This is a genomic window from Plantactinospora sp. A48, assembly GCF_055793945.1.
Genome location: NZ_JBTIXF010000030.1, coordinates 64,010 through 76,479, shown reverse-complemented (window position 1 = coordinate 76,479; position 12,470 = coordinate 64,010). Strand labels below are relative to the sequence as shown.

Genomic DNA, 12,470 nt, shown 5'->3' with positions numbered 1-12,470 from the left:
ACGCCCTCTGTTTTGGAGTGAAGCAACAAGTAAGGTTTTTGGCGGGGGTTCCGGGGGGGGAACCCCCCCCCAACTCGTCGGCGAACCCCGTGGTTACCTCGGGGCGGTGTGGATCAGCCGCGTACCGTGGCCCTCCGACGCCGCCGGTCCCGGCCGCCCAGCACGCCGACCAGGAACAGCAGCGCGACTCCGGCCGCCACCAGCGCACCGCCGAGTCCCGCCAGCGGGGCCGCGTCGGATCCGGTCACCGGCAGCCACGGTCCGGGCTTGTGGTGGTCGGGCGGCCGCGGCGGGCCGGGGTGGTGCGTCCAGGTCGGGTACGGCGTCGGCCGCGACCTGGTCGGCGTCGGGGTCGGCGTCACGGTTGGCGTCACCGTTGGCGTGACGGTTGGCGTCACCGTTGGCGTGACGGTTGGCGTCACCGTTGGCGTGACGGTTGGTGTCACGGTTGGGGTGACGGTCGGTGTCACGGTTGGGGTGACGGTCGGTGTCACGGTCGGTGTCACCGTGGGGGTGACGGTCGTGGTTGCCGTGGGTGTCGGCGTCGGGCTCTCGCAGGCCAGGGTGGTGTTGAACGGGAAGTAGTGGACCTCTCCGCCCCGGTGGTCGAAGCTGCGGGTGATGACGCTGCCCTCGATGTTGCTCGGGTCCGCGTCCAGGAACTGCGCGTTGGGCGCGTAGATCGTGCCCTCCACGGTCGCGCCCTGGACCAGGGAGAGGGCCGTCACGGTCGGGAAGTTGAGCAGGATGTACGGGGCCTGCGGCCCGCCGATGCCGGCGAAGTTCGGCGGCGACCAGTCGAAGACGTCCCCCACCCCCGACGTGTCGACGTTGATCAGCAGCGGCGTGCCGGCGCTCGGCTGGTCCGCGAAGGCCAGCACGGCGATGTTGGCCAGGTCGGTCGCCGTCAGGTCGAGCACGTTGGTCACCCCCGGTGCGAGGGTGACGACCGCGTTGCTGCCGGGTGGGATCGGTCGGGGCAGCACATCCCCGTTCGGCGTCCTCAGCACCACGGTGTTGGCGCAGGTGGCCAGCGCCGTCGACTGGGTCCGGAAGGTGGTGAACGCCGTGGTGAAGTCGATCGGACTGGCCGGGCCGACACTGCTCACCGGCTGCCGGGTCACCAGCTCGACCCGGGGGGACGAGTCATAGTTCATGTTCGGCAGGATCCGGGTGTTGGCCAGGGCCTGGTTGTTGTCGGTGTCCCGCACGACCGTGCCGGTCAGGTCCCCGACCTTGGCGTACCCGTTCTGCAGTACCTGGAGCCGGGTGCCGGCCACGCTGCCGGCGAGATTCACCCGGCCACCGACCACCAGCGCGCTGGGCTCGGCGTCGCCGGCCACCACGAAGGTGCCCGGGTTGGTCGTCGCCACCTGGTAGTTCGCGAAGGTCAGGTTGCCCCCCACGGCCACCGGCCCCTCGGTCTCGTTCGTCAGAAGGTTGGTGTCGGACTCGGTCATGATGTTGAAGCCGAGCGCGGCCTGTACCGGATTGATCGGGCCGACCGGCGCGGCGACGGCCGGCAGGGCCGCCGCCAGCATGGTGCCGCCGGCGGCGAGCAGGCCGCCGGCGATGGCGGCGATCGCGGCGCGGCGGCGCGCGATGGAGTCAAGAACAGTCATAAAATCCCCCGTAATGGACAAATCGCTTGGATCCTATCCTGGCCCTAGTGTCGCCATTCGCATTAATTGCGACAAACAATCCGTATCGCTTCCGGCAGCCGAAGGTCGGATTGTGGAAGCTGACGAGGGTTTGGCCGTCCGCCGGCCGGGAAGTCGGGCAGGCATGAGGAAACCCCGTGTCGTGATCGTCGGCGCCGGTTTCGCCGGCTACCACGCCGCCAAGACCCTGGCCCGGCTCGCCCGGGGACGGGCCGAGATCACCCTGCTGAACCCCACCGACTACTTCCTCTACCTGCCGCTGCTGCCCGAGGTCGCGGCCGGGATCCTGGAACCCACCCGGGTCTCGGTGTCACTGGCCGGCACCCTCGACGGGGTGCGGGTGACGATCGGCGAGGCCGACCGGATCGACCTGACGGCCCGGACGGTGGGCTTCACCGCTCCGGAGCAGAGCCGCGGCGAACTCGGGTACGACCGACTGATCATCACGGTGGGCAGCGTGAACAAGCTGCTGCCGATACCCGGCGTCACCGAGCATGCGCACGGCTTCCGGGGGCTGCCCGAGGCGCTCTTCCTGCACGATCACATCGTGGGCCAGATCGAGCAGGCCGAGGCAACCGACGACCCGGCCGAGCGGGCGGCCCGATGCACGTTCGTGGTGGTCGGCGCCGGCTACACCGGCACCGAGGTGGCGGCGCACGGGCAGCTGTTCACCGACGAGTTGGCCGCCCAGCGTCCCCGGCTGGGTCTGCGGCCCCGGTGGCTGCTGGTCGACGTGGCGGACCGCGTGCTGCCGGGCCTGCACGACCGGATGTCCGAGACCGCCCGCCGGGTGCTCGACGGGCGGGGGGTGGACATCCGGCTCGGCACGTCGGTCAAGGCGGCCACGGCCGACGGCGTCCACCTCAGCGACGGGCAGTTCGTCCCGACCCGGTCGCTGATCTGGTGTGTCGGGGTCCGCCCCGACCCGCTGGTGGCCGATCTCGGGCTGCGCACCGAGAAGGGCCGGCTGGTGGTCGACGAGTTCCTCACCGTGCCCGGCCACCCCGAGGTGTACGCCTGCGGCGACGCCGCCGCGGTACCCGATCTGACCCGGCCCGGTCAGGTCACCCCGATGACCGCACAGCACGCCGAACGGCAGGGCCGGCTCGCCGCCCGCAACGTGGCGGCGTCGTTCGGGCAGGGGCGGCGGCGAGCGTACCGGCATCACGATCTCGGGTTCGTGGTGGACCTGGGCGGCACCGACGCGGCGGCCAACCCGCTGAACGTGCCACTGTCCGGCCTGCCCGCCAAGACGGTGACCCGCGGCTACCACCTGTGGGCCATGCCGGGCAACCGGGCGAGGGTCGGCGCCGACTGGCTGCTCGACGCCACGGGGGACCGGCAGGGCGTCCAGCTCGGACTGGTCCCGGCCCACGCCGTACCGCTGGAGAACGCCGCCCCCGAGGTGCCGGTCCGCTGACCGCGCCCGCCGGCCGGCCGACGCAGGCCGGCACCGACGCAGGCCGGCACCGGCCCGGGTCACCCGTGGGCGACTTGGGGGCGCCCGGCGGCTCGGGGCAGGCAGGCCGCGGCGCGGATCATCCGGCTCCGGCCGTCCGGCGCCGGGCGGCCACCTCGCGGAGCAGGATCCGGACGATGGCGGCCACCGGGATCGCCAGCAGCGCGCCCACGATGCCGGCCAGGTCGGCCCCGACCAGCACGCTGATCAGCACGGTCAACGGGCTGAGCCGGACGATCCGGGAGTAGATCAGCGGTTGCAGGACGTGGTTCTCCACCTGCTGGTACACCACGAAGAAGACCAGCACCACCAGGCCGGCCGTGGTCGAGTGCAGCAGGCTGGCCCCGGCCGCGAGCACCGCGCCGATGGTCGCGCCGACCAGCGGCACCAGGTCGGCGAGCGCCACCAGCACGGCCAGCACCCCCGCGTACGGCACTCCCATGATCGCCATGACCGCGAAGGTGAGCCCACCGCAGATGACGCTGATCAGCAGGTTTCCGGTGAGGTAGCCGGTGATGGTCCGGGCACACTCGCCGCCGACCCGGCGCAGCAACGGGCCGTGCCGGTCGGGCGCGTGGCGCAGGACACCGGCCAGGATCCGGGGTGCCTGGAGCACCATCAGGTACGCCAGCACCACCACCGTGAGCAGCCCGGCGACCCCGGTGAGCGCCCCCCGGAGCACCTTGAGCGACGGGTGTCCGAGCCGGTCGGCGTACTGGTGAAACTGGTCGGAGTGGGTCTGCGCGAACCGGCGCAGGTGTAGCCGGTCCAGTGCCACGCCCACCTGGCCCCGGCCGCTGCGGGCGTCCTCGGCGATCTGTGGCAGCCGCCGGACGAGCTGGCCGGCCTCGCCGACGATCGGCGCGATGATCAGCGTGGACAGGGCGCCGAGCAGCAGCAGCGCGGTCACGAACACGAGCAGGGTGGCCAGCGACCGGTGCCGGAGGAGCCGCCGCTGCGTCCACTGCACCGCCGGATACAGGGCCACCGCGAAGAAGACGGCGATGAGGATCCACACCAGGATCCGCCGGGCGGCCCAGCCGAACGCCAGCACCGCCAGCGTGGCCAGCAGGAGACCTATGGTGATCATCACCCGCCGGGCCGTGCGCCGGTCGTCCTCGTCCGCCGGACCGGGCCCGTTCATCCGCCCCGGCTACCCGGTCAGCGGGCCCGGAAACGACCCGCCCGCCCCGGCCCGCTCCCGCCCGAGACCGGCGGCGCCGAGACCGACCGGCGGCGGGTTCGACCGGCGCCGGGACCGCCGGCGGCGGGTTCGGGGCACCTACCCGCCGGGCGCGTTCACCGGGGGTCGCGCGCCGGCCGGGCGCTCCCGGCGAACTCCGTCAGCTCGGCGCCGGCCAGCACCCGGCCGGGTGCCCGGTCCCGGGCGGCCCGGGAGACCAGCCGGGCCAGCGGCAACCGGTCCGGTCGGCGGCTCGCGGCCAGCACCACGTTGCCGTACCGGCGGGCCCGGGTCATCTGCCGCGCCGCGATCAGCAGCACCTCCGGGAAGACGCAGCGCAGCGTCGCGACCTGGATCCGGGACATGACCAGCGGCGGCAGGTCGGTGAGGTTGACCAGGTAGACGCCGTCCGGCCGCAGGACCCGGGCCGCGTCGGCGACGAACTCCACAGTGGCCAGGTGGCCGGGCATCCGGGCGCCCCGGTAGACGTCGACGAGCACCACGTCGTACCGGCCGTCCGGTTCCCAGCCGACGGCCTCGCGGGCGTCGGCGATCCGGATCCGGACGTCCTGCGGCGGCGGGAGTTCCCGGCACACCAGATCCATCAGCGGACCGTCCCGGTCGACCACGAGCTGCTCGGAACCGGGCCGGGTGGCCGAGACGTAGCGCGGCAGCGTGAGCGCGCCACCGCCGAGGTGCAACACCCGCAGCGGTACGCCGGCCGGTGCCGCCGCGTCCAGCACGGTCGCGATCCGGCGTACGTAGTCGAACGGCAGATAGCGCGGATCGGTCAGGTCGACGTACGACTGTTCCACCTCGTCGACCAGCAGGGTCCGGCCGGATGGCCGGGCCGGATCGACCACCAGCCGCGCCGGGCCGAGTTCTGGAGCCTGCCCGTCGGTGTCCACCCCGGAACTCCGACCGCCGTACGCCATGGCTGGACCCTACGTGGCGGCCCGGCCGGAGCGGTACTCAGCCCATTCCGGCGCCGGCTTCGTCGATCGCGGCGTCGACCCGGTGCGCGAGGTCGACGTCCAGGCCCGTCACCCCGTCGGCCCGCCGGGTACGCACGGTGAGCACGGCGGCGCCCGGTCCCAGCCGACCGATGCTGGGGCCCCGGCCGTACTCCGGTTTGATCCGGGTCAGCCGGTCCAGCACACGGTCGAGGTTGTCCGCTGGCAACGCGATGGTCCGGGTCAGCGCGCCCTCCTCGACCGCCCAGTACGGCAGGCCGGCCAGGGCGGTGGCCAGCTCGGCCTCGGTGAGTGGCGGGGTCCCGCCGCCCGGTGCGGTGCCGTCGCCCCCGGCCGGCGGCGGGTCGAGCAGGTCACGCAGGTCGGCCGGCAGGTCCAGCGACTCGACCAGCTCCGGATCCTGGCCGGCGAGCGCGACCAGCGTGGCCTGCGCCTGGTACCGGGCCTCCTCCGGGGTACGGCGGCTGAGCCGGGCCACCTCGTCGAGGAATCCGCCCAGGTCGGACCGGCGGTTCACCCGTTCCGCGTCGTCGCCGCGCAGTTCGGCGGGAACGGCGTCGAGGAGCCGTTCCCGGTCGGCCTCGGTCAGCGCGGCGGCCAGCGCCCGTACCGTGGCCCCGGCAGCGGACCGGGCCTCCCGGAACGGTGCCCCGGTGCGCCGGCCGACCTCACCGACCAGCTCGCGGTAGGCGATCACCGGAACGGCTGGGCCGGCCCCGCTCGGGTTGGTGCCCGCCTGCGGCCAGGGCCGCTCGGGTGGCGCCGGTGGGGCCACGCCACCGCTGCCCGCGGGCGGCTTGTGGACACCCGCCGCCGCGGGCCCGGCCCGACGCTTGTCGGGGCGGTGCCCGATCTGCTTGGTGGCGCCGAGCGAGGCCCCGACGTCGCTGGCCTGGTCGCCCTGTTGGCGTGCCCGCCGTGCCAGCGCCCGGCGTCGCTGGTTGTCGCCCTCCATCTGCTTGCCCATGGTCGAGCCTTCCCGCCCGGCGGGGTGTTTAGTCACCCCACCGCCAGCGGCCGGTGCGGCGGCGGGGACGGGTGCGGCCGGGGGCCGGGCCGCCGGATGTCCGGTTTACCGAGCCACCCCGGCGGGATGAGGCTGCCTCACCCGGGCGGCGGCCACGATCGTGCTGGACCGTCAGCTTCCGACGCAGGCGGAGGGTAGGTCGTCATGAAGAGGATTGTCGAGATCGTTCCCGCCCGACCCGGCTGGTACGCGCGGTGGCGGACCGCTCCGGAGGTGACCCACTCGTATCCGGTCACCATCTGGGCCCTCGTCGAGGACGCCGCCCCGGACAGCCGTGAGGTGATCGGCATCGACTCCGTCGGACAGTGGCCCGGCTGTGACGAGTGCCTGGCTGACGGGGAGTTCGTCCGGTACCTGTTCCATCCGCCCGCCGACGGACAGCCCGACGACGCGGCGGTGGCGCCGGAGCCCGGCGCACCACGTCCGGCGCTGGTCAGCCCGTCGGCCGTGCGCTGAGTCGCGGTTCCTCCGGCCGGAAGACCCGATCCAGCCCGGTGCGCTGGAGCAGCCGGACCAGCACCGGGTTGGGCCGGTCGATCCGCAGCCACCCGCCGGCCAGCCCGGCGGCGCGGTGCAGCTCGATCAGGGCGCTGAGCCCGGACGAGTCACAGAGTCCGAGCCCGGACAGATCCAGCCGCAACCGGCAGCGGCCCTCCTCGATCAGCCGAACGGCGACCCGGTGCAGCTCATCGTTCGTCTCGAAGTCGAGATCACCGGAGACACGCAGGGTCGCGGTGCCGGGCTCGTCACGGACGACCTCGACACGCAGCGGTCCGGGGGTCATGTCCATCAGTCTGCCCACTCGGGCGGGTTTGGCAAACCCGGCACTACGCGTTCGTCGCCTCGTGCGGTCCGGGCACCCCGGCTGGTCCGTCCAACGACCCGCGGGTCGGGCCGACCGGCGGCGTCTGCCGGGCGAGCAGGTCGGCCACGCCGGTGATCCGCAGGATGCTCTGCAGGAAGCGGGGGGTGGACCGTAGCCCGAGGACGGCCCCGGACTCCTGGCACAGGCGCCACGCCTGCACTATCAACGCCAGCCCGGTGCTGTCGACGAAGTACAGACCCGCGACGTCGAGGGTCAGCGTCGCCGGCACCCGTTCGAGCAGATCGTGTACCTCGGCCCAGAGCTGCGGGGCCGTCGAGAAGTCGAGATCACCCTCGACCACCAGCGTCGGATTGGCGGTGTCGGCCACATCCGGCACGATCGTCAGCGGCGTGGACCGGGTTTCGTCCCCTCGCACCACCACGACGATCTCCTCCCCGGGCGATGACCGACGCGTTTCACAGACTTTAACAACCCGCCGCCGCCGCGTCCGGTGCCGGTCCAGGGCGTTCCCGCCGGCACGACACCACGGGCCGGTTCCGGACGCGGCGCCGGGGTGGTCCGGGAAGGTGCCGCCGCATCGTCCCGGACACTCCATCGGACGGTCCGGGTGCTTCGCCGCGTGCTCCGGGTGCTTCGCCGCGTGCTCCGGATGCTCGCCGCGTGCTCCGGGTGCTTCGCCGGGTGGCGGACCCGGCGCAGCGGCGTAGGGTGGGTCGCAGGACGGACCGACAGCGCGGTGGCCAGTTCTGCCGCGGCGCAGAAGGAGTGGGGCTTAGCCGGTGAACTCCGCCGACGTCAGGGACGGCGACGCGGGCGACAGGAGGATTCCCCCACCGCAGCCCGCATCGGCCCAGGTGCCGCCCCGGACGGTGGAGCGCCCCCCGGTGCCTCGGGCGCCGGGCCTCGTCCCCGCCCTGACCGCGGGCCTGTTCGCCGCCACCGATCACTTCCGGGAGGGACTGGTCCTCTGCGACGGCGAGGGCGTCGCCCGGTACGTCAGCGCGATCGCCGGCCGCCTGCTGCCCGGCCTGGTCGTGGGCGAGGTGTTCAGCCCCGATGGCGTGACCGCAGCCACCGGCACCACCGAATTCACCCACCTCGACCGCCGGCTGCGGATCCGCCGGGTGCGGCTGGACGGCGACCACACCGCCTGGTACGTCGAGGACGTCACCGAGGCGGTACACCGGGCCGACGCGCTGCTCGCCGAGCGGTCCCGCTCCGGGTTCCTCGCCTCGGCCAGCCAGCGGCTGGGTAACCCGCTGCACATCGACCGCGCGGCCCGGGCGGTGGTGCGGCTGGCCGTACCGGTGCTCGGTGAGGTCGCTGTCGTGGTGCTCGCCGCGCACGGCGGCCGACACCGGTGGTGGCGGGCGACGGGCGCCTCCGGGCGACCCGTGGTCGAGGGCGGCGTCCTGGCCGTCGCCGACGTTCCGCCGGTGGTCCGGGCCGCGCTGGCCGGCTCCGAACCGCACGAGATGGACTGGCTGGTCGAGCAGCTCACCGAGGTCGGTTGGCTGCCGGCGGAGACCTCGGCCGCGCTGTCCGCCCGGGTGGTGCCACTGCCCGGCACCGGGACACCCACCGGCGCCCTGATGGTCGCCCGCCCGCACGACCGGCCGTTCGAGCCGGCGGACATGGACGTGCTGCGGGGATTCGCGGCGCGCGCCGGGGCCGCGGTGAACGCGGCGCTGCTCTACCGCGAGCAGGCCGAGATCGCCGAGACGCTGCAGAGCAGCCTGCTGCCCGTCGCGCCGTCGCCGAGTGTCGGCGTGCAGTGGGGTGCGGCGTACCGGCCGTCACAGGCGACCCTGCGGATCGGCGGCGACTTCTACGGCACCCATCAGCTGGTCGATGACGGCTCGCTGTTCTTCCTGGGCGACGTGTCCGGAAAGGGTGTCGAGGCGGCGGTCTTCACCGGCCAGCTCCGGCAGGGCCTGCAGGCGTTGCGCCGGGTCGAGAGCGACCCCCAACGGCTGCTGTACCTGCTCAACGACTCGGTGCTGGAGACGGTCCGAGCCGCCAACCAGGGCCGGTTCGCCACCATCGTGCTCGGGCTGGCCCGTCCGCACCGTGACGGCGGCCTCTGTCTCACCCTGGCCGGGGGTGGGCACCTGCCGCCGTTGCTGCTCCGCAACGACGGCTCGGTCGAGACCGTCACCCTCGGCGGGATGCTGATCGGGGTGGTGTCCGACCCGCACATCGGCGCCGCGACGGTGCGGCTCGCGCCGGGGGAGAGCTGCGTGCTCTACAGCGACGGCGTCACCGAGGCCCGCGGTGGCCGGCACCGGGACGAGCAGTACGGTGGCGAGCGGCTGACCCGGGCGCTGGCCGGCTGTCACAACATGCCCGCGCCCGCCCTCGCCGAGCGGGTCGAGCAACTCACCTGTGACTGGCTCGCCGGTGGCGAACACGACGACATCGCGGTGCTCGCCGTCCGGGCCACCCCGCCGGGGACGCCCCGGCACCTGCACGCCGTACCCGATCTGAAAGCCCGGGAGACACCCGCACCGTGACCGATCCGACCCGCGCCCTGGCCGGCGCGTACCCGGAGTTTCTCCGCTGCCTGGCCGACGCCGACGAGTACGCGGCCACCGACGTGGCCCTGGGCCTGCTGGCCGCCGGGGTGCCCGCCGAGACGGTCCTGCTGAAGCTGGTCGCGCCGGCCCAGGTCGAGGTGGGCCAGCTGTGGCAGGCCAACGAGTGGAGCGTGGCCCAGGAGCACGCCGCCACGCACATCAGCGAACGGGTGGTCGCGGCGGTGTCGTCGTACGCGAGTCCCCGCCCGAACCGGGGCCGGGTGGTGGTGGCCTGCATGGACGGCGAGTGGCACGCCCTGCCGGTCCGGCTGGTCGCCGAGGTGCTGCGGCTGCGTGGTTGGAACGTCACGTTCCTGGGCGCCAGCGTCCCGGCCGCCCACCTGATCTCCTACCTGCACCGGTACGACGCGCACGCCGTCGCGCTGGGCTGCGCGTTGCCGGTGCGGCTGCCGCAGGCGCACGCGATGATCGAGGCATGTCAGCGGGCCGACGTGCCGATGCTGGTCGGCGGCCGGGGGTTCGGCACCGACGGCCGGTGGGCACGCCGGCTCGGGGTGGCCTGGGCGCCGGACGCGGTCGGGGCGGCCGAGCTGATCGCCGACGACCAGCGCCTGGACGTCCCGCCGGCAGTCGGGCTCGGCCACCTGGCCGACGACGAGTACGCCGGCCTGGTCCGGCGGCGCGGGGAGTTGATCGACGGCGCCCTGGCCGACCTGCGGCACCGGATCCCGGCGGTGGCGGGCTACACGGCGGCGCAGCTCGATCGCACGGTGGAGGACCTGGGTTATCTCCTGGACTTCCTCGCGGCGGCGGTGTACGTCGACGACCAGACGCTGTTCGACGAGTTCCTCGGCTGGCTGGCCGAGGTGCTGCTCAGCCGGGGCGTTCCGGCACATCCGGTGCGGGCCACCCTCGACCACCTGGCCGGGCAGCTACGGGACTTCCCTCGGGCCAGCCGGTTCCTCGGGGCGGGCAGCGCGGCGCTCATCCCGGCGACCGCTGGTTGAGCGGCGACCGTACCGGGGCGCCGGCCGGTTGAGCCGGCGGGTGCCGGCCCCCCACGCTGACCAACGTGAGCCGGGGACGTACGCTTGTCCTACTGCAACTGTCTTTCACGGGAGAGGTGAAGGCCATGCCGTTCTCGGTGGCGCACAGCCGCTCCGGAACCATGATCACCATCGAGCTGAGCGGCGAACTCGACATCGCCACCGCGCCGACGTTGAACGCCCTCATCGACGAGCTGATCGAGGCGGGTGACACCCGACTGCTGGTGGACCTGCGCGGGTTGGAGTTCTGCGACTCCACCGGTCTGGCGGCGTTCGTCCGGGGTGACCACCTCGCCGCCGACCGGGACGGCTGGCTGCGGCTGACCGGGGCGAACGGCGGGGTCGCCCGGGTGCTCGTGATCAGTGGACTGGAGCAGGTGCTGCGGTTCGACGGGGCGGTCGACCCCGCCGTGCTGTCGGACGGCTGATCGGCTAGATTTCCGCCCATCGGTCGGCCCACTGGTTGATCACCAAACGGAGGCGGTTTCGATGCCGGCAGTTGCACCCGATCCGATCCGGATCCTGATCGTCGACGACGATCCGGGCGACGTGCTCATGATCGAGGAAGCGCTGGAGAGTTCCGCCGTCGAGAAGCTGATCAACGTGGTCGGCGATGGCCAGGAGGCGATGGAGTTTCTCCGGGGCGAGGGCCGGCATCCGGACGCGGAACGCCCCGACATGATCCTGCTGGACCTGAACATGCCGCGCATGGACGGTCGCCAGGTGCTCAGCGCGGTCAAGAGCGACGAGGACCTGCGGACCATCCCGATCGTCGTACTGACCACGTCGAGCACGGACATCGACATCCTGAGCAGCTACACGTTGCAGGCCAACGCGTACGTCACCAAGCCGATCGGGCTGGACGACTTCACCGACGTGGTACACCGGATCGACGAGTTCTTCGGCCGGGTCGTGGTACTGCCGCGCCACCGCTGACCCCACCCTCGGCGGCACCGTCGACCCGCTGGTCCTGACGGGTGCGCCCGAGGGGGCAAAATAGCGAACAATTTTCGGCAATCGGCCCGGTCCGGTCGGGCACTGCGGTCAGGATTGGGGAGGCGAAGCACTCCGCTGCCTGGAGGACACCGCAGATGATTCTTTCCGCCGCCGACTCCAACGACCACCGCCACCGGATCGATTCCGTGATACAGGAACTCGGCGACCGGTTGGCCCACACGGCGGACCGGGTGGCCGCCGCGCCCATCCGGGCCGAACTCAGTTCCGTCCAGTCCGAGTTATACCGGTTGCGCGATCTGCTGGCCGCCGCCTGGCTGCCACCGGACCGGCAGGCGCCGGCGGAGCTGGCCGCCGCCGACCTGCTGACGCGGGCCCGGCACGCCCTGCTGACGGCCGAGGAGGAGGCCCGTCGGGTGCGCGACCGCGCCTACGACGAGGCCCTCCAGGCCCGCCGGGACTTCGAGGCCGCGCTGTACGCCCGCAGGTGCCGGGAGCAGCGGGTGGACGAGATCCTCCGGGACGTGGTCGTCCAACTGCCCGCCGAGCGGCCACCGGTGGTCCTCGACCGCACCGTCCCGGACGCCCAGCCGGTCCTGGACGGCCCGGTCCCGGCGCTCGCCGAGGAGGCCGGCGCCGCCTGACGCCGATCCAGTCGGTCCACCGGCGCGCCGCCCTGCCACCCTGCCGCCGGTCCACCGACGCGCCGCCTGGCGCGTCGATCGGCCGGCGTGGTCCGACGCCTCGATCGGCCGGCGCCGTCCAACCCGTCGATCGGCCGGCGTGGTCCGACCCGTCGATCG

Annotated in this window: 13 protein-coding genes; 7 read left to right on the top strand and 6 right to left on the bottom strand. The window is 73.3% G+C overall.

The genetic code is table 11. The annotated features are described in order from the left end of the window. Positions 1-113: 113 nt before the first annotated feature. Complete coding sequence (locus ACXN5W_RS17265) at positions 114-1,622, bottom strand: choice-of-anchor A family protein (RefSeq protein WP_473159328.1); 1,509 nt, start codon at positions 1,620-1,622, stop codon at positions 114-116. A 163-nt stretch (positions 1,623-1,785) separates the two neighbouring features. Between ACXN5W_RS17265 and ACXN5W_RS17260 the strand changes: the two genes are divergently transcribed. Continuing rightward, positions 1,786-3,081, top strand: coding sequence for an NAD(P)/FAD-dependent oxidoreductase (locus ACXN5W_RS17260; RefSeq protein WP_473159327.1), 1,296 nt, complete (start codon positions 1,786-1,788; stop codon positions 3,079-3,081). A gap of 118 nt (positions 3,082-3,199) precedes the next feature. Here the strand turns inward: ACXN5W_RS17260 and ACXN5W_RS17255 are convergent, their stop codons facing one another. From ACXN5W_RS17255 to ACXN5W_RS17245, 3 genes are all read right to left on the bottom strand, one after another. Next, a complete protein-coding gene (locus tag ACXN5W_RS17255) occupies positions 3,200-4,264 on the bottom strand; it encodes an AI-2E family transporter (protein ID WP_473159326.1) in 1,065 nt (354 codons plus the stop codon). Positions 4,265-4,419: 155 nt separating this feature from the next. Next, positions 4,420-5,238 carry a spermidine synthase gene (locus ACXN5W_RS17250; protein ID WP_473159325.1) on the bottom strand — a complete coding sequence of 273 codons (819 nt, stop codon included), beginning with the start codon at positions 5,236-5,238 and terminating at the stop codon, positions 4,420-4,422. 37 nt (positions 5,239-5,275) lie between these two features. Further along, on the bottom strand, positions 5,276-6,244 hold the full coding sequence (locus ACXN5W_RS17245) for a DUF2267 domain-containing protein (protein ID WP_473159324.1): 969 nt from the start codon (positions 6,242-6,244) through the stop codon (positions 5,276-5,278). A gap of 204 nt (positions 6,245-6,448) precedes the next feature. Between ACXN5W_RS17245 and ACXN5W_RS17240 the strand changes: the two genes are divergently transcribed. Beyond that, complete coding sequence (locus ACXN5W_RS17240) at positions 6,449-6,760, top strand: hypothetical protein (protein ID WP_473159323.1); 312 nt, start codon at positions 6,449-6,451, stop codon at positions 6,758-6,760. Here the strand turns inward: ACXN5W_RS17240 and ACXN5W_RS17235 are convergent. Both ACXN5W_RS17235 and ACXN5W_RS17230 read right to left on the bottom strand, forming a co-directional pair. After that, a complete protein-coding gene (locus ACXN5W_RS17235; RefSeq protein ID WP_473159322.1) occupies positions 6,738-7,088 on the bottom strand; it encodes an STAS domain-containing protein in 351 nt (116 codons plus the stop codon). The two genes, ACXN5W_RS17240 and ACXN5W_RS17235, sit on opposite strands and share 23 nt — an antisense overlap. Before the next feature lie 43 nt (positions 7,089-7,131). Beyond that, entirely contained in the window at positions 7,132-7,551 is a 420-nt protein-coding gene (locus ACXN5W_RS17230; RefSeq protein ID WP_473159321.1) for an STAS domain-containing protein, read from the bottom strand. Positions 7,552-8,014: 463 nt separating this feature from the next. On the opposite strand from ACXN5W_RS17230, the gene ACXN5W_RS17225 reads away from it, so the two are divergent. The 5 genes from ACXN5W_RS17225 (at position 8,015) to ACXN5W_RS17205 (ending at position 12,311) form a co-directional block, all read left to right on the top strand. Beyond that, entirely contained in the window at positions 8,015-9,643 is a 1,629-nt protein-coding gene (locus tag ACXN5W_RS17225; protein ID WP_473159320.1) for a PP2C family protein-serine/threonine phosphatase, read from the top strand. Next, complete coding sequence (locus ACXN5W_RS17220) at positions 9,640-10,674, top strand: cobalamin B12-binding domain-containing protein (RefSeq protein ID WP_473159319.1); 1,035 nt, start codon at positions 9,640-9,642, stop codon at positions 10,672-10,674. The genes ACXN5W_RS17225 and ACXN5W_RS17220 overlap by 4 nt, the downstream gene beginning before the upstream one ends. A gap of 125 nt (positions 10,675-10,799) precedes the next feature. Continuing rightward, on the top strand, positions 10,800-11,141 hold the full coding sequence (locus ACXN5W_RS17215; protein WP_473159318.1) for an STAS domain-containing protein: 342 nt from the start codon (positions 10,800-10,802) through the stop codon (positions 11,139-11,141). 61 nt (positions 11,142-11,202) lie between these two features. After that, positions 11,203-11,649: a response regulator gene (locus ACXN5W_RS17210; protein ID WP_473159317.1), complete on the top strand. Its 447-nt coding sequence runs from the start codon at positions 11,203-11,205 to the stop codon at positions 11,647-11,649. Between the two features lie 155 nt (positions 11,650-11,804). After that, positions 11,805-12,311, top strand: coding sequence for an ATPase (locus tag ACXN5W_RS17205; RefSeq protein WP_473159316.1), 507 nt, complete (start codon positions 11,805-11,807; stop codon positions 12,309-12,311). The last annotated feature ends 159 nt before the right edge of the window (positions 12,312-12,470 follow it).